Raw genomic sequence first — 20,680 nt, forward strand, 5'->3', positions numbered from 1 at the left:
AGAAAGGATGACTAAAAAATGAGAAAAGCACGAAAAATTTTTGGTTGGGTTGCTACATTGATGCTTTTGATACCATTGTTATTCGGGGGCATGGCAATTCGGGGACAGGCAGAGGATAATGTTGTAAATGGTGGGCCAGGCGGCGGTGAAGGTAGCGGCACAAACAAGGTTACCATCACCTTGAATAAATTTGCTTTTGACAATGTATTACCAGAAGAAAAACAAAATGATGGGGATACAAATCCGCATCAAGGCGGTACGGCACTGTCGGGCGTTGAGTTTACCATGTATGATGTGACTACCGAGTACAACAAATTGCTTGCTGCTAAAAAGAATGATGCGGAAGCTACTATTAAAGAAATGCAAGAAAATTGGTCAAAATATATTGATGGTAACAAAGGGACTTCGATAACAACAGATAAGGAAGGGAAAGCAAAGTTTAGCAATATAGATATGATCAAAAATAACAAATACAAAGTTTTGATGTTTGTCGAAACTGATTCGCCATATGACATTGTCGATGGTGCTGTACCGATGATTGTCGGCTTCCCGGTATACAAGAGTGGCACAAATGACATTGATACAGATATTCAACTCTTTCCGAAAAATTTGAAGTACACACCAACAAAAAATATTCTCAACAATCAGAATCCACATACTGTAGATGGATATCAGGTTTTAGATTTTGAAATCGGTGAAAAGGTCGAATATGAAATCACTTCTCCAATCCCGATGAATATTTACAAGAATGGCAGTCTAAAGATTAGTGAATATAAAATCACTGATACGATGAATAATACTGGTTTGGAGCTTGATGCAGGTTCAATTAAGGTAATGGCGGGAGAAACTCTTCTTGTAAAAGATCAAGACTATGAGATTGGACAAGATCGTGATGGCTTAACTTGGACATTAAAACTTAAATTAACCAAGCGTTATTTGGGACAAGATAAGCCAAACACAGATTTAATCAACAAGCTAGAAGATGCTGCACCAAAAAATCTAACAGTTACTTATTCCATGAAACTGACTGAAACGACCGTGATTGATCATTTGTATGAGAACACTGCCCAAATTGAAATTAAAGGCACTGGTAAAGATAGCAAACCTTATGAAAAAAAAGTTTCACCAGATGAACTTGTGGCAACTGGCGGCTACAACTTCAAAAAAGTTGATGCGACCACCAAAGATATGCTGTTGGAAGGAGCGAAATTCTATCTGATGAATAGCTATGGACAATACGCTCAATTCAAGGATAAAAGAAATAATTCTTTAACAGAGTATAACGCTAACAATGCGGCGGATATAAACTGGATCGAAAATGATGCTGGTGCAACCGCTATCGTTTCGACAGATAAAGTATTCGGTATCAGCGGCCTAGCTTATGGCGACTACAAACTAGTCGAATTTGAAGCGCCAACAGGTTATGCATTACCTGCGGAGGAGCAAGCCAAGCCAAGCTTCGAAGTGCGGTATATGACCTTCACCAGTACTAAAACAAAAGGTAGCAAAGAAATCCTTAACGTCAAGAGAGGCTTCTTACCAGCAACCGGCGGCATGGGTATCCTTCTCTTCTTAGCAGCTGGCTCAGCAATGATGTCTGGGGCATATGTTTGGTATCGCAAGTCTAAAAATCAGTTGGAGGTTTAATACTTAACAGCTGAGAGAGTTTAGATAGCTCGACTTGCAGCAACAATCATTGTAATTTAAAACAGGATGGAAGAAACTGCGGCAGCGGTATAAAAGTAATTGAGAAGCAATCTTTCAGGGGAAATGTTTTTGGTCCTTACACTTTCTCCTGCAAGAAAATAGACCTGATGATTTTATCTCTAGGAATTTCTAGAGTGAGCAATCATTTGATGACGGGTTTATTGTGTATCTTTTGCCAAAGCCGCTGTCGCAGTTTTTCTAATAGATTGCCAAGCAGATATCAAGCTAATACGGGGAATCTTATACATAAAGAAGGTGAGAAAATGCGCTGGTTTAAAATTGAATTTATTTTAAAACTCTTGATGAGCTTTTTATTTTTAGCCGGAGTAGCTGTTTTTTCTTATCCTTTTGTCGTGGATGGAATCAATAATGTTCTCGACCAATATCGCATCGCTAGTTATCAAAAAGAAATTGCTGCTGATGAAAAGCAGCAGCAAAAGCTAGCTGAGATGAAGCAGCAAAATGCTGACAGCAGTAAAAAAAGTTACGTGCCGGGGATGGGTGAAGTGGTGGACCCCTTTGAGGCGGCAGTCAGCAATACGATTGATCCCACTAGAGAATATTTTGAAAGTCATACGATTGGCGCAATTTACATACCGGCGATAAATGTTAGTCTGCCGCTGTTCGATGAAACGAACGAGGCGCTATTGGAAAAAGGAGCGACTCATTTGCAGGGAACTTCCTTTCCAGTCGGAGGAAACAATACCCATGCGGTAATTACAGGGCACACCGGCATTCCTGAAAAAATGCTCTTTACAGATTTAGATAAACTGAACAAAGAGGATAAATTTTACATCGACGTTTTAGGGGAACGCTTTGCCTATCAGATTTTTGAAATTCAGGTGGTGTTGCCAGAAGAAATCGAGTCGCTTGCAATCAGAGAAGGGGCAGAAATTGTCACTTTATTGACCTGTACGCCATATAGCATCAACAGTCATCGCCTTTTGGTGACGGGCAAACGAATCCCTTATCGGGCGGCGATGAGTCAAGAAATTAAACAAGCCGGCAGTTATCATAGCAAACGTTTGATTGGCTTGCTTGTGGGGTTGGCAATTTTTCTAGCGATTTTTGCTTATTGGTTGTCTTGAAAAATTAAAAAATATCGCCAGCAGCAAAAAAATCCTGCTGTCAACCAGCAGGATTCAGGAGGTCTGGGTGAAGAAGAAAGGGCATCTGTCTAATCAACGGAGTCTTGAGCTTCTTCTGGGGCCAACATTTTCAATTTCTTTTGCAGATAAGCTTTTTTCAAGACTAAATAAAGCTCGCTGAGATAGTCGTCACCTTCAAAGCTGTTGGCGACGAAAATCTTTTCAGGAGGAATATCCGCTAGAAAGCTAGGGGAGCTGCTGATGTAAAAATCGCAGCTGCGTTCTTCAACATTTGTTAATAATTCGGCATCAACGTAGTTCAAATCATATAAAAAGTTTTGAATTGCGTGGATCACCGCAAAATTCGGACCGGGTATCAGGCCAACTTTTAAACGGGCGGAACTATCGGTAATTTCTAGTTTTGGTAAAATAATCAAAGCTGAAAGATAGACCAAATCCTCCAACCGTTTCCCCAGCCATCTGAATTTTGCGGTTTTACTTTTTTCCTTAAGAAAATGATAAATATGTTTGTATAAAAACGGATAAAAGGTTTTTTGAGATTCGATGCGGCCCGTCATAAAGGCAGAAAGCAGCGGTACACTGGCAGAGGTCAAATCCTGATTATAAAAAACCACGAATAGGTTGGCCTTCATCAGAGTCTGGGCCTCGTCATCAAATTCACCGTTCAATAAGCCGCCTTTAATATCGGCAATCAAATCTTTGGCGAGTTCTTTGATATGGAGAAAATTATCATCAAAGGAATGCATCACAAAGGGCAGCCGCGGGTCTTTAATATCAAAATAATTCGGCCAATAAAAAATCGAAAAACAGAGATAATCTACTTCGGCATCCTCATGGCCATGATAATCGATGTCTTCACCGAAAAGCTGCGGATAAGGATTAGCGATATTAGGAAAATACAGTTCTTCAAGTTTTTCATCGTTGACGAAAAAGCCTTGTTGATGCCGTAAATGAGTGATGGCGGTCATTAATTTCCAGGCCTGTTGATTGGCCTGCTGTAAAAACAGATAGAGAAAATCAGAAGGGGTGATGGAGCCGATAAAATTGACATTGGAAATAATATCTTCCCCATAGGAAATAAACCAGCACACATTAAAATAGAAGACCCGCACAATTTTTTCTTCGCCGCTGATTTTAATCTGCGAGCGATTCATTTTTAAACCGATTTCCTGTAGATATTCTGATAAAGGGGTCAGCTTGCGGGCTAAAGAAGCACGACTAGTAAAATTTTCCTTCAAAAAAACTTCGGCGTTTTTTTCCGGTTCCAACAATGAGGTCAATACAAATTTATAAGGTAGACTTTGATTATACAAATAAGAGCGGTAGTGCATGTACAGATCCGGATTATTAAAACAGATTAGATTGCCGTTTTCATCCCATAAAGATTGGGTGATACCAATCTTTTCCAGGTCAAATTGAATTTCCTCCAAAAGAGCTTGAAGACGATTGTAACTGATGGAAAATGTTTCCCGCAGATTAGCAGGGGTGACTGGCGCTTGTTTACCCTTTGTTAAAAACCCATAAATCTGCAATTTTTTACTTGCGACACTTTCCAATAAAAGTTGTTCTAGCACGTTTCTCCCCCTCACTTTGCTAAAATTGACGGTAGCGACAAAATCAAATAAATCCACATCTGTTCCCAACAAGACTAGAAGCGACTAGCAGAAGCAGAAGTGGATGAATTTGCTGAATAACTTGGATAGGAAAACAGACAGTGATTGTTTAAGAAGCATTACTTTGGGCACTGGCGATGACTTTAGGAATGGAGATTTCAACTAAACCGGGAATTTCAATCGTGGTAATTTTTGTAGCATCGTAAGAATTTTGCGGCAGCTTTTTCAAAAAGCGCTCTTTGATTTCTGAAATTTCAGAGGGCAGAATATTTCGTTTTTTATTGATTAACGCAATTTCATTATGTAGCGGAGCTTCTGTAAAAATAACTGTCGTATTACCAGCGGAATAAACTTTTACCACTTGGGCATCTGTCGTTTCCAACTGATTTTTTACTAGACGTGCATGGCTGTTGGTTACATTGACAAGTTTCATAGGTTCACCTCCTTGAGTAAGTTATGAGAGCTTTAAGTAGATACGGACTCTGATTTAAAAAACAAGAGTCATCGTTTAAGAAAACTTTAATTAGGGTTATCAATGGATTTTTTAAAATCATTGACCGTGGAGATTTAACATTTTCATGTCACTTCCCTATAGCTTAATTATAATCATTTTTTAAGAATTAAAAAAGTCTTTTGCTTAAAAAAGTAGCCAACCTCGGATTAGGCTGGCTACTTTAAGTTAATTTTAATTGGTTTTATCTGTTATTGATAAATAAATCTTATTCAACTTCAGGTTTTTCTTTGGCTAAACGTTCTGGCTTAGAGGTCACAACAATATTGCCGTCTTTATCCAATTTCGCCTTGAGCTCATGGATTTCTGGATGTTCCAGATAAAATTCAGCGATGCCATCTTCAATCGTGTCTTGGATTGTCCGGCGCAATGGACGGGCCCCCATTTCAGGATTGTAGCCTAAATCAACTAATTTTTCTTGAACATTTTCCGCAACATCAATGTGTAACTTTTGTGGAGCCAACAAGCTGTTGACTTCATTAAGCATCAAGAGCACAATGGCCTTCAAGTTTTCTTTTGAAAGGGCACTAAATTCTACGATACCATCAAAACGGTTCAAGAATTCTGGCGTGAAATAATTGTTCAATTGATTTAATACAGAGCGGGTTACCCCTTCACGAGCAGCGCCAAAACCAACATTGGCTTCAACATTTCCAGTACCAGCATTACTTGTCATGATGATAATGGTATCTTTGAAACTAACTGTTCGGCCTTGTGCGTCAGTCAAACGACCGTCATCTAAAATTTGTAGGAACATGTGCAGCACATCTGGATGCGCTTTTTCGATTTCATCTAATAAAATCAAGCTGTAAGGATTGCGGCGCACTTGCTCTGTCAATTGACCCGCTTCATCATAGCCGACATAGCCTGGAGGCGAACCAATCAATTTAGAAACGCTGTGTTTTTCCATGTACTCACTCATATCAAAACGAATCATCGAATCTTCTGAGCCAAACATTTCTTTTGCGAGTTGTTTAGCCAACTCAGTTTTACCGACACCAGTAGGGCCGACAAATAAGAAGGAGCCGATTGGTCGGTTTTGTTTGCCTAGACCGACACGGTTACGGCGAATTGCCTTGGCAACCTTGTCAATGGCTTCATTTTGGCCAATGACATTGGCTTTTAAGTCATCTGCCAGGTTAATCAATTGAGTTTGTTCTTTTTCCTTCAATTCGCCAACTGGAATACCAGTCCGTTGCTCAACGATGATTTCCATATCTTTTTCGGTAATCACCGGGGTTTCTTCTTCAGAAACTTGTTTGGATTTCATTTCTTCCAATTTATTAATTTGATCACGATAATAAGCGGCTTTTTCAAAATCTTCCTCTTGAGAAGCTTTTTGTTTTTGAGCATCTGCTTCGGCTAATTTCCGTTCAATTGTTTTTGGATCAACAAATTGAATCGTCAAGTTTTTCTTAGAGCCAGTTTCATCTAATAAATCGATGGCTTTATCCGGCAAGAAACGATCTTGAATGTAGCGATTGGATAAGTTTGCGGCAGCTTTGATGGCATCATCCGTATATTTTACATGATGATAATCTTCATAGCGGCTTTGCAGACCCTTCAAAATAGTGATAGTTTCAGCAACAGTCGGTTCATCGACCCGTACTGGTTGCATCCGCCGTTCTAGTGCAGCATCTTTTTCAATGATGCGGTATTCGTTTAAAGTTGTCGCTCCAACCATTTGCAATTCACCACGGGCTAAAGCGGGTTTTAAAATATTACCAGCGTCCATATTGCCATCGCCGGCTGAACCTGCGCCAACAATTTCATGGACTTCATCAATAAACAAAATAACATTTTCAGCTGATTTGATTTCTTCAATCAGCTTTTGCATCCGTTCTTCAAACTGACCACGAATACCAGTACCTTGTACTAATGACGCCACATCTAAGCGAATGACTTCTTTTTCCAATAGTTTTTGCGGCACATCGCCGTCAACAATTTTTTGGGCTAAGCCTTCAACGACCGCTGTTTTACCCACACCGGGTTCGCCGATTAGGACGGGATTGTTTTTAGTGCGGCGATTTAAAATTTCAATCACCCGTTGAATCTCTTCATCGCGACCGACAACAGGGTCGACATTGCCTTCTCTAGCTTGGGCTGTGATATTGACGCCGTATTCACCTAATAGGCCGCTAGCAGCGCCGGCACCACCACGGGGCGGACGGCCACCGTTATTGTTAAAGTTATTTCCGCCACCAAATTGTGTTGGCGGTGTTTGATCTGGACCGCCTTGTTGTTGCATTTGACGGGACATAGAACGGAAAAAATCATCCAAATTGTTAAAACCAAAGGGATCTTGTTGGGCCATTCTTGGTTGGTTATCAGTTGGATCATTCATCGTTTGATTTTTAATTTTTTGATAGCAGTTTTGGCAGTAATCCATTTGTTTTCTTTGACCATTGACGGTCGCATATAAATGGATGGTTGCTTCATTAATGCCACAGTTTTGACAAAGCATACGAAGACACTTCCTTTCAAAAATTCCTTAAAAGTCATTTTACTTTTCATCAGAGAAAATGTAAAAGAAAAAGGATGATGGTCAATTTTAGTTACTGACCAAATTTGACCTTTTGTAGTTATTATACGATATTTTCTAAGAAGTGCAAGTATTTGGCTTGGTTTACTTCCATTCCCAAATGTTTTTTTAGGATTTTATTTTCTGGTTCTTGTCCGATTGGCTTTTTTTATTTATGATAGAAAAAACAAACAGGAGGTGTCAAAGATGTTTGAAAATCCCTTTGCAGAAAAAATAACTGCCTTAAGAGCCGGTGAGCTTTCTGAAATCGTCGTCACCCGGGAAGAATTTTTAGTTTTTCGCGATGTCTGGAAGGAGTTACCAGATAAAAAAAATATTGTCGGGGAAGCCGGCTTAGAAGGTAAAATTATTTATCGCTATCAGCCTGAAAGTCAGGCGGCTGAGGAACTGACAGAATAAAGCTAGCAATCAACAAAGGCGTTGCCAGATTTTTTTCAAGTGAATTTATTTTAATAGGAAAAGATTTTTCAAAAAAATTGCAAACAGGAGCCTTCATTCCTGACAAAAGTTTAAAATTTTTGCTAAGACGGTGGGGAGAAAAAAGCTGCCTTATATGACGGGAAGCACTTGAAATCACCAGAAAAATCAAGTTTGTTTTTAAATAACGGTCTTTCTTAGTTTTTTGTGAAAAATTCCGCAAAAAGCCCTAGAGATTTCCCGAAAATCAATCGAAAATAGTTGTCTCTAGCGTGAAAAAATGGTAATCTTTTAAATTGAAGGGAATTTCTGTTTGAAGACTATTTAAAAAAAGAAAACCCTAACAATATGTAAACTCAAAGGAGCATGTTTATTATGGAAAAAAAAGACTTTCACGTAGTAGCTGAAACAGGGATCCACGCACGTCCTGCAACATTATTGGTGCAAACAGCTAGCAAATTCAACTCAGATATCAACCTTGAATACAAAGGCAAATCTGTCAACTTAAAATCAATCATGGGCGTTATGTCTCTTGGTGTTGGCCAAGGTTCTGATGTAACAATCACAGCTGAAGGTGCTGACGAAGCAGATGCTATGGCAGCAATCGTTGACACAATGAAGAAAGAAGGACTTTCTGAATAATGGTTGAAATGCTAAAAGGGATTGCCGCAAGTGATGGCGTTGCTGTCGCTAAAGCTTACCTGCTAGTTCAACCTGATCTGTCCTTTAGTAAAGTTTCTGTTGATGATACTGCCGCTGAAGCAACTCGTTTAGACAAAGCTTTGGCACAATCAACAGAAGACTTGCAAGCGATTCGGGAAAAAGCAGCGCAAAGTCTTGGTGAAGCAGAAGCGCAAGTATTTGACGCGCATTTAATGGTTTTGGCAGATCCAGAAATGGTCGGCCAAATTAAACAAAATATTACAGATAACAAAGTAAATGCAGAATCTGCTTTAAAAGAAGTAACGGATATGTACATCGGTATGTTCGAAGCAATGGACGATAACGCCTATATGCAAGAACGTGCTGCCGATATTCGTGACGTAACCAAGCGGATTTTAGCTCATTTACTAGGAGTTACGCTACCAAATCCTTCTATGATTAATGAAGAAGTGGTCGTTGTTGCCCATGACTTGACCCCAAGTGATACTGCACAATTAGACCGTAACTTTGTTAAAGCCTTTGTCACTGACATCGGCGGACGGACTTCTCACTCAGCAATTATGGCTCGGTCTCTAGAAATTCCAGCAATCGTTGGAACTAAAGAAATCACCGCTAAAGTGAAAGCTGGCGATATTTTAGCAGTTAATGGCATTGAAGGGGACGTTATCGTCAATCCTACTGATGACCAAGCTGCTGAATTTAAAAAAGCTGGCGAAGCTTATGCGGCTCAAAAAGCTGAATGGGAAAAATTAAAAAATGCTGAAACTGTCACTGCTGACGGTAAACATTTTGAATTGGCTGCCAATATTGGTACGCCAAAAGATTTAGATAGTGTTCATAATAACGGAGCTGAGGCAATCGGTTTATACCGGACTGAGTTCTTGTATATGGATGCGCCTGATTTCCCATCTGAAGACGACCAATTTGAAGCTTACAAAGCTGTGTTGGAAGGCATGGATGGCAAACCAGTTGTTGTTCGGACAATGGATATTGGCGGCGATAAGGAATTACCTTATTTGAAATTGCCTCATGAAATGAACCCATTCTTGGGCTATCGCGCTTTGCGTATCAGCTTATCTGAATTAGGCGACGATATGTTCCGCACGCAAATGCGGGCATTGTTGCGGGCTTCTGTTCACGGTAATTTACGCATTATGTTCCCGATGGTTGCGACCTTGAAGGAATTTAGAGCGGCTCGTAAAATCTTTGATGAAGAAAAACAAAAATTAGTCGATGCTGGTACAAAGGTTTCTGATACCATTCAAGTGGGTATCATGATTGAAATTCCAGCGGCAGCTGTTTTAGCTGACAAATTCGCTAAAGAAGTTGATTTCTTCTCAGTTGGAACCAACGACTTAATTCAATACACAATGGCAGCTGACCGGATGAACGAACAGGTGTCATACTTGTATCAACCATATAACCCATCAATTTTACGTTTAATTAAAAACGTGATTGATGCAGCTCACGCTGAAGGTAAATGGGCAGGTATGTGTGGCGAAATGGCTGGCGACCAAACTGCTGTGCCAATTTTAATGGGGATGGGCTTAGATGAGTTCTCAATGAGTGCAACATCTATTCTGAAAACCCGTAGCTTAATGAAACGTCTTGACACAACTAAAATGACTGAACTTGCAAATCGTGCTCTTAACGACTGCGATACAATGGAAGAAGTTGTTGAGTTGGTCAATGAATACGTTGCTGAAGCTTAATCTGAATTTGAAAGCTCTATTCTCTCTGGCATTTCGCTAGCGAGAATAGAGCTTTTTTTGTTTTAAAATCGTGTAAGTGATTGAAACAAAAAAACACGCGGACTGCGCATGGAGGCTATTTAATTGGACTTCAAAAAAGTTAGTTCTTAAACTGTTTGGAAGAGAAAGTCTGGAATGGCAAAAAATTATTACTCAAATTTTTTAATTTGTTTCATAATACCACCAGCACATCTCCAAAATAAAGTTGTGATTATAAAACCTAAAATATTCCATTCTCAAAATTATCTTTATTTTTCCAACATTTCAGTAAATTCCCAACCCAAAGTTTCACCTAACAATATTGTTAGAATGATTATTAGAAATTGAATTATCCTTGATTTAGTAGGGTTTTTTATGAAAAAATGCTGAATTTTTTGAAAAACATCAGACTTTAGTTTGAGAGACAAAGTAACTTGCTATGCTATAATAACTGTGAACTACTGAAAGGAGGAGCAACCATGAAAGTGCTATTGTATTTCGAAGGTGAAAAAATCTTAGCTAAGTCTGGTATTGGTCGCGCCTTGGACCATCAAAAACGTGCTCTCTCAGAAGTTGGTATTGAATATACACTTGATCCGAACTGTGAGGATTACGATATTTTGCATATCAACACATACGGCATTAACAGTCATAATATGGTCGCTAAAGCGCGGCGAATGGGTAAAAAAGTCATTTATCATGCCCACTCGACCGAGGAGGACTTTAGAAATTCCTTCATTGGGTCCAATCAAATTTCGCCACTTGTCAGACGCTATTTAACTAGTTTATATACGCGGGCGGATTATTTAATTACTCCGACCAGCTATTCAAAATCGCTTTTAGAAAGCTACGGAATTCAAGTGCCGATTACCGCAATCTCCAATGGCATTGACTTGGAGGAGTATCGGCCGGATCCTCAAAAAGAAAAACTTTTTAGAGAATATTTTCATTTAGCACCAGATCAAAAAGTCATTATCTGTGTCGGATTATTCTTTGAACGAAAAGGGATTATCGATTTTGTCGAAATCGCCAGACAGATGCCAGAATATACCTTTATCTGGTTTGGTCATGTTGCAATGATGAGTATTCCTAAAAATATTCGCGATATTGTCAAAGAAAATCATCCTGAAAATGTCATCTTCCCAGGTTATATTAAAGGAGATATTATTGAAGGTGCATACTCTGGAGCGGATTTATTTTTCTTTCCTTCTTATGAAGAGACGGAAGGCATCGTTGTCTTGGAGGCCTTAGCTAGTCGTCAGCAGGTTTTAGTTAGAGATATCCCAGTCTATCAGGATTGGTTAGTCGCCGGAGAAAATTGCTACATGGGTCAGTCTAATCGTGACTTTCGTCAATTGATTCGAGGAATCGTCGAAGAAGAGCTGCCGTCAACGGTCAAGGCGGGCTATTATACAGCTCAACAGCGCAGCATTAGAGAAATCGGTTTTGAATTAAAAGCAGTTTATGAAAAAGTTTTGTACCAAGCGGATTATGCTAAAAAGAAAGAGCAGGTTCTGCAAAAGGGATAGGAGGCGCAACATGCGTATTGGATTTTTTACAGACACGTACTTCCCCCAAGTCAGTGGGGTCGCAACGTCAATCAAAACCTTAAAAGAAGAATTAGAAAAACACGGTCATGAGGTCTACATCTTTACTACTACAGATCCCAATGCCAGTGGAATTGAACCCAATATTATTCGAATGCCCAGCGTCCCTTTTGTCTCCTTTAAAGATCGGCGCGTCGTGGTTCGGGGCATGTGGTATGCTTATTTGATTGCCCGGGAATTAGAATTAGATTTAATTCATACCCATACTGAATTTGGTGCTGGCTTTTTAGGCAAGCTCGTCGGCAAAAAAATGCGTATTCCAGTGATTCATACCTACCACACCATGTATGAAGACTATCTGCATTATATCGCCCATGGCAAAGTGATTCGGCCAGTCCATGTAAAATACTTTTCAAGAATGTTCGTTAATCATTCTACCGGCGTCGTTTGTCCAAGTCAGCGGGTCATTGATAAACTGCGCAGCTACGGGGGCACTTCACCAATGCGGATTATTCCAACCGGCATTGATGTGCGTAAATTTTCCGGTAGTAAAGTGACTGCTGAAGACACGCAACAACTGCGGGCTTCATTAGGCATCACCGAAGATCAGATTATGCTATTATCATTGAGTCGTTTATCTTATGAAAAAAATATTCAAGCCTTAATTCAAGGTTTGCCGGCAGTTATTGAAAAACTGCCACAAGTTAGAATGGTCATCGTCGGCAAAGGACCGTATCAAGAAGGTCTAGAAGAGATGGTCACAGAGTTGAATTTACAAGATTATGTCCAGTTTACCGGCGAAATCAGTAACAATCATGTAACTCGCTATTATAAAGCCGCCGATTATTTTATTAGTGCTTCCCGTTCAGAAACTCAAGGTCTGACTTACACTGAAGCGATGGCCGCAGGAACCCAGTCCGTCTTATTAGGCAATGATTATTTAGAACAATTATTAAGCGATGTGACGCTCGGCGTTACTTATAAAACAGAAGCTGATTTTCCAACAGCTTTAGTGGATTATATTCACTCAGAGGTCAAAATGGACCCAGAAGTGTTAGCCAATAAAATGTATGAAATTTCCTCTGAACACTTTGGAGAATCAATGTTAGAATTTTACAATGATATGATTGATTACTATCAAGAACAAAGCTTTGAAAAAGAATATGAAAAAGAGTTTGATCCCACATTTGAACGTCTAAAAGTAAAATTAACTTCTTTGCGTCAACGCTAAAATAAAAATACTGCCTTTACTTCAAGGCCCAGCTGTTAGAGATAAATCTGACAACTGGGCCTTTTTGTATAGGCAGTTTTTTTGAGAAATTTTTTTTGTCTAATAGTAAATTCTATGCAGGGAATTACTTATTCAGTCTGCAGCTCCCTTCTAGTTTCATCAGCATCTGAGCTTTACAAATTTCTAAAAGATAAATTATCACTAGAATTCATTTTTGTTTCAGAACACCAGCAGTTAACTATAAAACATTTTAATTTTAATGTCCTGGTCGTAATTACCAAAGCCTTTACCAAATAAAGTGCAACCGCCAACGTGCTCGGCATCTTCTTTGACTTCAATTTTTAAATGCCAAGTGTCTTCAGTCGGGGGGATGTCAGAGATTTTCACGTCTGATAGGGGTTCGCCATCCATGTAAGTTCCGTGATCCATAATCCGAATTGTCTTTAAAAGACCGTATTGGTTTAAATTATCAACATACCAATCCGGATTGTATTTGCCGCGAATATCAGCGAAGTCTCCGGGACTGGTCCAGGTTCCTAATTCAATCCCATTTAAAGAAAATGTAATATCAGAAGGCCAGTTGTTATTAGAAAAAGGAAACTCAGAGGAAATCTCCATTGAAATTTCCATCATCTCCAATTTTTCAGTCGCTGCTAAAAAGTTTGGCGTCTGATATTCCACGAAGCCTTTTGTAAACCATAAAATCCGCGCATCCATCCGATGAGGGTCCATAAAGTATTTTGGTTCGTCCACCGGTCCGATAAAGCCCTGCAAGGTAGCTAGTCCGCAGGTCGGTTCAACATAATAATTTGTATAGTGGCCGACTGGTATTGAATTTTCCTTAGTATCAAAAGCATTAAAGATTTTTTCAGGAAAATTAATATCGATATGGTCGACCCGCAGACTGGAAATTTTACTCTGACCAACTTTTTCAGTCTTGATGATATTGGCCTCTTCCAATTTTTTAACATGCATGGTGACAATAGCGCTACTCAAGCCTAAAGCCTGAGCCAGTTCTTTAACGCTCATTTTATTTTTGGACAGCAGCTGAATAATATTAATTCTGACATTACTCGCCAGCGCCTCGTACACCTTCAATGAATCTTGATTGATTTCTAATTGCATTTTCCATTCACCTCTATATTAAAGCGATTTCACAATTATGTTAACATATTTATTAATCACTGTAAATAATCAACTTGAATTTTCTTTTAATTAATAAATACATTAATCGTAATTTAAAAATATTTTTAATAATTAGCAAAAATATTGTTGACAGCGTTTGCAATTTGTATTATTGTTTACGTGTAAGTTAGATGTGTTTGATTCATTTAAAAATAATTTAATGAAATTCAATCTGAAATGAATTAAATGACTGATCTGGATTTTTATAAAAAGGAGGGAAGGCAAACAGATAATTTAATTTTCCGTTTTAAAAAGCATTTTTGAAATAAATAATGAAAGAGGTAGAAACATGAAAAAGAAATTATTAATTGGTGGTATCGCACTTGTTGCTATTGCAATTGCCTTTTTAGGATTTAGAAATTATCAAGCAGCTCAGGAAGAAAAATTTACCGTTAACTTTTGGTCGCCATTAACTGGAGACGACGGGGCGTATATGGACACCATTGTTGATGAATATAATGCACAAGCAGATTCTGAATATACAATCAATCATGTCATCACTTCTGATATGTATACAAAACTAAGTACAGTAGTAAGTTCAGGAAATGGGATTCCAGATTTAACGTTGATGCATTCCTATAAAGTAGAAGAATTTGTCAACTCAGATATTTTAGAACCAATTGATGGATTGACGACATTGCAGCCAGAGCTGACTGAGAATAATTACTTAGATACAGCATGGCAAGCAGGGACTATTGAAGGAACACAGTATGCAATTCCATTAGACATTCATGCCAGTGCTATGTATTACAACCAAGACTTATTAGAAAAATACGGGGTAACTTCTTGGCTGGATGATAATATTGTCACCTTTGATGAAATGATGAGTTTGGCTGGTCAAATGGATGAAGGAGATTACATCGTTAATAATGCGTTGCTTTCTTGGGTAATTTTAGCTCAAATTCATAATTTAGGCGGCGATATTTCAGATGATCAAGGCAATCCAACTGTTGACACTCCTGAAATGAAAGAAGCACTAGAAAAAATTAAAGCTTTAACAGATGCTGGTTTAATGACTCCTTACGGTGAAGATGGCTACCTAATGTTCCAAGGTGGCAATGTCTTACTTTCAACTGACGGAACTTGGACTTCAACAGCCCATGATGCAGTCGAAGGATTGAATTGGGGCGTCACCAATATTTATTCGACTTCTGATCAAATTGCAACTAACCGGGCAGCTTCCCATATGTTTGCTACATTGAAGAGCGAAAGTCGTACTGCTGAAAAAGAAGAAGTAATTGCTGATTTCTTGGATTTTGTTCGCTCCAATTCAATTGAATGGGCTAAGGCTGGTCAAATTGTTGCAAGTAATGAGGTTTTAACTAGCGAAGAGTATAAAGAATATCCACAATCATTCTTTACTTCAACACCTGAAGAAGAAGAAACACTTTATATCTTTGATTATGTGTACTTCTCATATGTTTTAGAAGCTTTAGATGTGTATGCTACTGATATTGCTTATGGTGAGTTAGATATGGATGAAGGCTTGACAACTATGCAGCAATACGTGCAAGACAAGATTGCTGAGGTTGCAAAATAATTTAAATCAAGAAGAGGGCTTGTGACCTATCTCAACGTCAAAAGCCCTCTTAAATTTTAGAGAGGAAGTACCGCCATGAAAAAGAAAAAAGTTAACTGGGCTTCCATGTTTTTCATTGGGCCGCATTTAATTCTATTTATCATCTTTATCTGTATACCAACAGTCTATGGTATTTACGCATCTTTTACTAAATGGAATCTTATTTCTGACCCAGTCTTTGTGGGCTTAGACAACTATAGGACGCTCTTATTTGATAGTTCATCCACCTTTTATACTCAGTTTTGGAATGGTTTGAAAAACACCTTTATTTTTGTCATTATCATGGTGCCATTGCAGATAATTATTCCTTTGTTAATTGCTGCAGCTTTACAGCATAAAGGCGTTAAACTAAAAGGTTTTTTCCAAGCCATTTTATATATTCCTGGTTTAATTTCAGTTTCTGCCGGTTCACTCATCTGGTCACTGATTTTTCACTCTCAATTAGGTGCGATGAATAATATTTTTGGGTTTGATTTTTCATGGGCCGCTAAGCAACCCTATGCCTGGATTTTAATTTTTGTTGTCAGCATCTGGGGAGCTATCGGGGGAAATATGATTATTTACCGATCGGCTTTGGCTGGGGTGAACGAAGATTTATACGAAGCTGCTGAAATTGATGGCGCAGGACCCGTCCAAAAATTCTTCAATGTAACTTTGCCATCCATTCGTTTCCCATTATTATACACACTTGTGATGACGACGGCAGGAGCCTTTAATGTTTTCGCTCAACCGCTAATGATGACAAATGGTGGACCAAATCAAAGTACGAGTGTTTTGATGATGTATATTCGCTCTTTGGCCTTTAGTCAAGGAGAATCTATCGCAGGGATGGCTTCAGCGATGGCAGTTATTTTAGGGTTAATAATTATGTGTGTATCTGTGTTCCAATACTTCTTACTCGATAAAAGCAATACTTAATGGAGGCGAAAACAATGAATACCAAAAAAAGAAATTTACCAAGTATGTTTGTGGCTTACGCCTTCTTGATTGTTCTCTGTGTCATTTGGGTGATTCCACTGATTTTCAGCTTTACGACGTCTTTTCGTTCGCAAACAGAAATCGTGTCGACAGGTTTTAGATTATTGCCAGTCAACTGGATTTTAGATAATTATGTGGCTATCTTAGCCAATACGTCAACAGCACCAATTGTGCAGTGGTTAGGCAATTCATTATTTATTGCCATTACCCACACCTTTTTAGTAGTTATCGTCGTGGCGATTACAGCTTATGGCTATGGCCGGATGCGTTTTAAATATCGTGACCGCCTATTTTACATTTTGATGGGGATTTCCATGTTCCCCGGTGTTGTAAACTTAATTCCCAGCTATAAAATTATTGAAACCTTTGGCTGGGTTAATTCATCTTTAGCAATGATTATTCCCGGTCTTGCGGGAATGGGAAATATTTTCTTAGTCAGGCAGTTTATGAAGGGCATTCCGATGGAGTTCGATGAATCAGCGCGGATTGATGGCGCAGACGAATTTACAATTTTCGCTGAAATTATTGTGCCCTTGATTAAACCGGTGTTAATTGTTTCAGGTTTGTTCTCCTTCACAGGCTCTTGGAATGATTTCTTGTGGCCAGTTATCGTGTATACCGATGTGAATAAAATGCCAATTACGGCTGGATTATTATTACTGAGAGATATTTATGGAAATTATCGAATGATTGGGCAATTAATGGGGTCAGCCTTGATTGCAATTATTCCAACCGTACTTTTGTTCTTATTTGCACAAAAATATTTTATTGAATCTATGAACCTAAATGCTGGTATTAAAGGATAGTGAAGAGGATGAAAAGAAAAGCAGAACGAAATCTATCAAAAGCAGCTGCCGTCTGGGATGTATTAGTTGGTTTAGTAACGATGTTTGGCTACTATCCATGGTTTGAGGAACAGGGAATCGGGGTTTTTCAATCGAATGACAACTATGACTATTTAAATTCCAGCTTAGTCGTTATGTTTTCAAAGGTTGTCTTAATCGTGGCCTTAGCCACAATTTTAATGGGAATAGTCAGTTGGATTGTCGCCAAAGATATGAAGGACAATCAAATTGAAAAAGGCCGGATGCGTTGGTTGATTGCCTGCAGCATTATTCATTTGGTGATTTATGATGTCGTTGGAATTTTATTCTACCTGTTAGCATCCTTGCTGTATATTTCCAAAAACAAAGCTTTAAAAATGAAAAAAATGGATGTTGGTTATAACTAGAGGGGAGTAAGATTTATGACAGAGACTTTTTTGAATCCGATTGTTTATGAACGAGCCGATCCTTGGGTTTATAAGCATACGGATGGTTATTATTATTTCACTGGTTCAGTACCGGGCTATCAAGAGATTGAGGTTAGGCGGGGAAAAACTCTGAATGATTTAAGAAATGGTGAAACTAAAATTGTTTGGCACGCTCACAAAAAAGGTTTGCTGAGTAATTTAATTTGGGCACCGGAAATTCATTTTATTCGTGGCAAGTGGTATATCTTTTTTGCGGCAGCTGATGATGCAAAGCAGCGCAATCGCCACCATCATCATCGAATGTTTGTAATTGAAAATAGCAATCCAGATCCTTTTTCTGGTGAGTGGGTTGAAAAGGGGCAAATAAAAACCCAGTTTGAAAGCTTTAGTCTGGATGGGACTGCTTTTGAGCATCAGGGCCGACTGTATTATGTCTGGGCACAGTTAGATCCTAGCATTCCTGGAAATTCCAATTTATATATTTCTGAAATGGAAAATCCTTGGACATTGAAAGGTCGCCAAACTTTATTAACTATCCCCTCCCATGGCTGGGAAAAAATCGGTTTTAAAGTAAATGAGGGGCCAGCTGTTATTACAAAAGGGGAACATATTTTTATTGCTTATTCTGCTAGCGCTACAGACGAAAATTACGCAATGGGTATTTTATGGGCTGACATCAATAGTGACTTACTTGATGGTTATTCTTGGCAGAAAAGCAGTGAGCCGGTTTTTACAAGTTCTGAAAAAAATAACTTATATGGACCCGGTCATAATTCTTTCACGAAAAGTTTTGATAATCAAGAGGATGTTATCGTGTACCACGCTCGTCCAGAAAAAAATCATGCAGGTGATCCTCTTTTTAATCCAAATCGTCATGCATATGCACAAATTTTTACATGGGATGAAAATAATTTTCCGATTTTTGGGATTCCCGGAGAAACTTTAGCTAGTTTGACTCCGAGATAAGGAGGAAAAAATTGCAAAAAAGAACAAAGATAATCTGGGGAAGTCTAATAGCTGTTACACTCCTAACAGGTTGCAGTATTGCTCAAGGGGTTGAAAGCATTGAACAAAAAGCATGGACCACTCATCCGCAAGAGAAAGTTTCAATTCATGATCCTTCCATTGAAACTGTTGAAAATCAAGATGGCAAAACAACCTATTATCTTTTTGGCTCTCATTTAGGACAAGCTAAATCTGATGATCTGTTAAGCTGGGATGTTCCCTTTACGACTGAATATGAAAATATGGAAGACAATATTATCTACGGCAATGTTGCGGAAAATCTTGCTGAGACATTTGAATGGGCAGGCTATGACGATGCCGATTCTGCCGGGGGCTATAGTTTATGGGCTCCAGATATTATTTGGAATGAAGCGTATGAATGGCCAGATGGTGAAACTGGGGCCTTCATGCTGTATTATTCCGCCAGTTCAACTTGGCGTCGTTCAGCAATCGGTTTTGCTGTTGCAAAAACGATTGAAGGACCTTATAGCTATGCGGATACTATTATGTACTCGGGATTTACTGAAAAGGATTCTACTGATGGCAGTGAGCGAAATACAAATTATCAAAATACAAATCTAAAACAGCTGATGGATGATGATATTATTGAGGACTTTAATTCAGAATGGGCGATTGAAGAGGGCTTAACTTATAACACTGATTATGCACCCAATGCAATAGACCCAACTTTATTTTTCGATGAAAATAATCAATTATGGATGACATATGGCTCTTGGTCAGGCGGCATTTTTATTTTAGAGATGGATGCTGCCACGGGTCGGCCTATTTACCCAGGGACAGATTCAAAAACCAGCGATGGCAGAATGATTGACCGTTATTTTGGTACTAAGCTATCAGGGGGCTTTCATCAATCTGGAGAAGGACCATATATTCTATATGATAAAGACACGGATTATTATTATTTGTTTGTGACCTATGGTGGATTATCTGCTAAAGGCGGCTATAATATGCGTTTATTCCGATCGCAAAATCCGGATGGTCCATATACCGATGCCAAAGGAAATAGCCCAATCATTGCTGCTGGAGAGTTAAACGATCAATACGGAATTAAATTAATGGGCAATTATCAATTTTCAAATCAAGCAGTCGGTTATCGAGCAGGTGGTCATAATTCTGCATTGATTGATGAAGATGGACAATGGTATTTAATTTATCACAGCCGCTTTAACAATGGTGGTGAAAATCATGAGGTCCAAGTCCATCAAATGGTGATGAATGAAGCTGGTTGGCCGGTACCGCTACCCTATGCTTATAGTGGTGAGCCACTTGAATTAAAAAATTTAAGTGAAGCTGAGATTGTCGGTAGCTATGAATTTATTAATCATGGGACAGATAGTGGAAAAACTATGCTAGACACTTTAGCAATTTCTTTAAATGCTGATGGAACAATTAGCGGTGATGTCAGCGGAGAATGGCAACAAGGAAATCAAGGGTCAGTTACTATCCATCTTAAAAATGCTACCTATAGCGGCCATTTTGTTGAACAGCAGTTAGAAGATAATTCTGGAACTGTTTTAACTTTTTCAGCAATCGGAACTAACAATGAAACCATCTGGGGCAGTAAACTTGCCTAAGCTTTAATCAAAAATA

General features: G+C 38.8%; 17 protein-coding genes. 13 read left to right on the forward strand and 4 right to left on the reverse strand.

The window, feature by feature from the left end:
- Positions 1–18: 18 nt before the first annotated feature.
- Together AC1Z3S_RS10440 and AC1Z3S_RS10445 are read left to right on the forward strand one after the other, a co-directional pair.
- Positions 19–1,647, forward strand: a complete 1,629-nt coding sequence (locus tag AC1Z3S_RS10440; RefSeq protein WP_461740333.1) for a SpaH/EbpB family LPXTG-anchored major pilin — start codon at positions 19–21, stop codon at positions 1,645–1,647.
- Positions 1,648–1,970: 323 nt separating this feature from the next.
- Positions 1,971–2,795 carry a class C sortase gene (locus tag AC1Z3S_RS10445; protein WP_461740334.1) on the forward strand — a complete coding sequence of 275 codons (825 nt, stop codon included), beginning with the start codon at positions 1,971–1,973 and terminating at the stop codon, positions 2,793–2,795.
- 89 nt (positions 2,796–2,884) lie between these two features.
- On the opposite strand, the gene AC1Z3S_RS10450 is transcribed toward AC1Z3S_RS10445, so the two are convergent.
- The 3 genes from AC1Z3S_RS10450 to AC1Z3S_RS10460 all read right to left on the reverse strand — a co-directional run bounded on the left by AC1Z3S_RS10450 (position 2,885) and on the right by AC1Z3S_RS10460 (position 7,404).
- Positions 2,885–4,390 carry a helix-turn-helix domain-containing protein gene (locus AC1Z3S_RS10450; protein WP_461740335.1) on the reverse strand — a complete coding sequence of 502 codons (1,506 nt, stop codon included), beginning with the start codon at positions 4,388–4,390 and terminating at the stop codon, positions 2,885–2,887.
- A gap of 148 nt (positions 4,391–4,538) precedes the next feature.
- Positions 4,539–4,862: a DUF1827 family protein gene (locus tag AC1Z3S_RS10455; protein WP_461740336.1), complete on the reverse strand. Its 324-nt coding sequence runs from the start codon at positions 4,860–4,862 to the stop codon at positions 4,539–4,541.
- 286 nt (positions 4,863–5,148) lie between these two features.
- Complete coding sequence (locus AC1Z3S_RS10460) at positions 5,149–7,404, reverse strand: ATP-dependent Clp protease ATP-binding subunit (RefSeq protein WP_461740337.1); 2,256 nt, start codon at positions 7,402–7,404, stop codon at positions 5,149–5,151.
- A 264-nt stretch (positions 7,405–7,668) separates the two neighbouring features.
- Here AC1Z3S_RS10460 and AC1Z3S_RS10465 point away from each other — a divergent pair, with 264 nt between their 5' ends.
- The 5 genes from AC1Z3S_RS10465 (at position 7,669) to AC1Z3S_RS10485 (ending at position 13,070) form a co-directional block, all read left to right on the forward strand.
- Positions 7,669–7,881 carry a hypothetical protein gene (locus AC1Z3S_RS10465; protein WP_461740338.1) on the forward strand — a complete coding sequence of 71 codons (213 nt, stop codon included), beginning with the start codon at positions 7,669–7,671 and terminating at the stop codon, positions 7,879–7,881.
- Positions 7,882–8,274: 393 nt separating this feature from the next.
- Complete coding sequence (locus AC1Z3S_RS10470; RefSeq protein WP_048603058.1) at positions 8,275–8,541, forward strand: phosphocarrier protein HPr; 267 nt, start codon at positions 8,275–8,277, stop codon at positions 8,539–8,541.
- On the forward strand, positions 8,541–10,274 hold the full coding sequence (gene ptsP / locus AC1Z3S_RS10475) for a phosphoenolpyruvate--protein phosphotransferase (protein WP_461740339.1): 1,734 nt from the start codon (positions 8,541–8,543) through the stop codon (positions 10,272–10,274). The genes AC1Z3S_RS10470 and ptsP overlap by 1 nt, the downstream gene beginning before the upstream one ends.
- 497 nt (positions 10,275–10,771) lie before the next feature.
- Positions 10,772–11,821 carry an LTA glycolipid anchor biosynthesis glycosyltransferase, IagA/BgsA family gene (locus AC1Z3S_RS10480; RefSeq protein ID WP_461737926.1) on the forward strand — a complete coding sequence of 350 codons (1,050 nt, stop codon included), beginning with the start codon at positions 10,772–10,774 and terminating at the stop codon, positions 11,819–11,821.
- 10 nt (positions 11,822–11,831) lie between these two features.
- The gene (locus AC1Z3S_RS10485; protein WP_461740340.1) at positions 11,832–13,070 is read left to right on the forward strand and encodes a glycosyltransferase family 4 protein; all 1,239 of its coding nucleotides are present in this window, start codon (positions 11,832–11,834) and stop codon (positions 13,068–13,070) included.
- A 234-nt stretch (positions 13,071–13,304) separates the two neighbouring features.
- On the opposite strand, the gene AC1Z3S_RS10490 is transcribed toward AC1Z3S_RS10485, so the two are convergent.
- Positions 13,305–14,195 carry an ArsR/SmtB family transcription factor gene (locus tag AC1Z3S_RS10490; protein WP_461740341.1) on the reverse strand — a complete coding sequence of 297 codons (891 nt, stop codon included), beginning with the start codon at positions 14,193–14,195 and terminating at the stop codon, positions 13,305–13,307.
- Between the two features lie 349 nt (positions 14,196–14,544).
- On the opposite strand from AC1Z3S_RS10490, the gene AC1Z3S_RS10495 reads away from it, so the two are divergent.
- From AC1Z3S_RS10495 to AC1Z3S_RS10520, 6 genes are all read left to right on the forward strand, one after another.
- Positions 14,545–15,795, forward strand: coding sequence for an extracellular solute-binding protein (locus AC1Z3S_RS10495; RefSeq protein ID WP_461740342.1), 1,251 nt, complete (start codon positions 14,545–14,547; stop codon positions 15,793–15,795).
- A gap of 75 nt (positions 15,796–15,870) precedes the next feature.
- Positions 15,871–16,752, forward strand: a complete 882-nt coding sequence (locus tag AC1Z3S_RS10500) for a carbohydrate ABC transporter permease (protein WP_461740343.1) — start codon at positions 15,871–15,873, stop codon at positions 16,750–16,752.
- A 14-nt stretch (positions 16,753–16,766) separates the two neighbouring features.
- The gene (locus tag AC1Z3S_RS10505) at positions 16,767–17,618 is read left to right on the forward strand and encodes a carbohydrate ABC transporter permease (RefSeq protein WP_461740344.1); all 852 of its coding nucleotides are present in this window, start codon (positions 16,767–16,769) and stop codon (positions 17,616–17,618) included.
- An 8-nt stretch (positions 17,619–17,626) separates the two neighbouring features.
- On the forward strand, positions 17,627–18,043 hold the full coding sequence (locus AC1Z3S_RS10510) for a hypothetical protein (RefSeq protein WP_461740345.1): 417 nt from the start codon (positions 17,627–17,629) through the stop codon (positions 18,041–18,043).
- A 15-nt stretch (positions 18,044–18,058) separates the two neighbouring features.
- A complete protein-coding gene (locus AC1Z3S_RS10515) occupies positions 18,059–19,030 on the forward strand; it encodes a glycoside hydrolase family 43 protein (protein ID WP_461740346.1) in 972 nt (323 codons plus the stop codon).
- Between the two features lie 11 nt (positions 19,031–19,041).
- Positions 19,042–20,664, forward strand: a complete 1,623-nt coding sequence (locus tag AC1Z3S_RS10520; RefSeq protein ID WP_461740347.1) for a glycoside hydrolase family 43 protein — start codon at positions 19,042–19,044, stop codon at positions 20,662–20,664.
- The last annotated feature ends 16 nt before the right edge of the window (positions 20,665–20,680 follow it).

This window comes from Enterococcus sp. LJL90 (assembly GCF_056924355.1).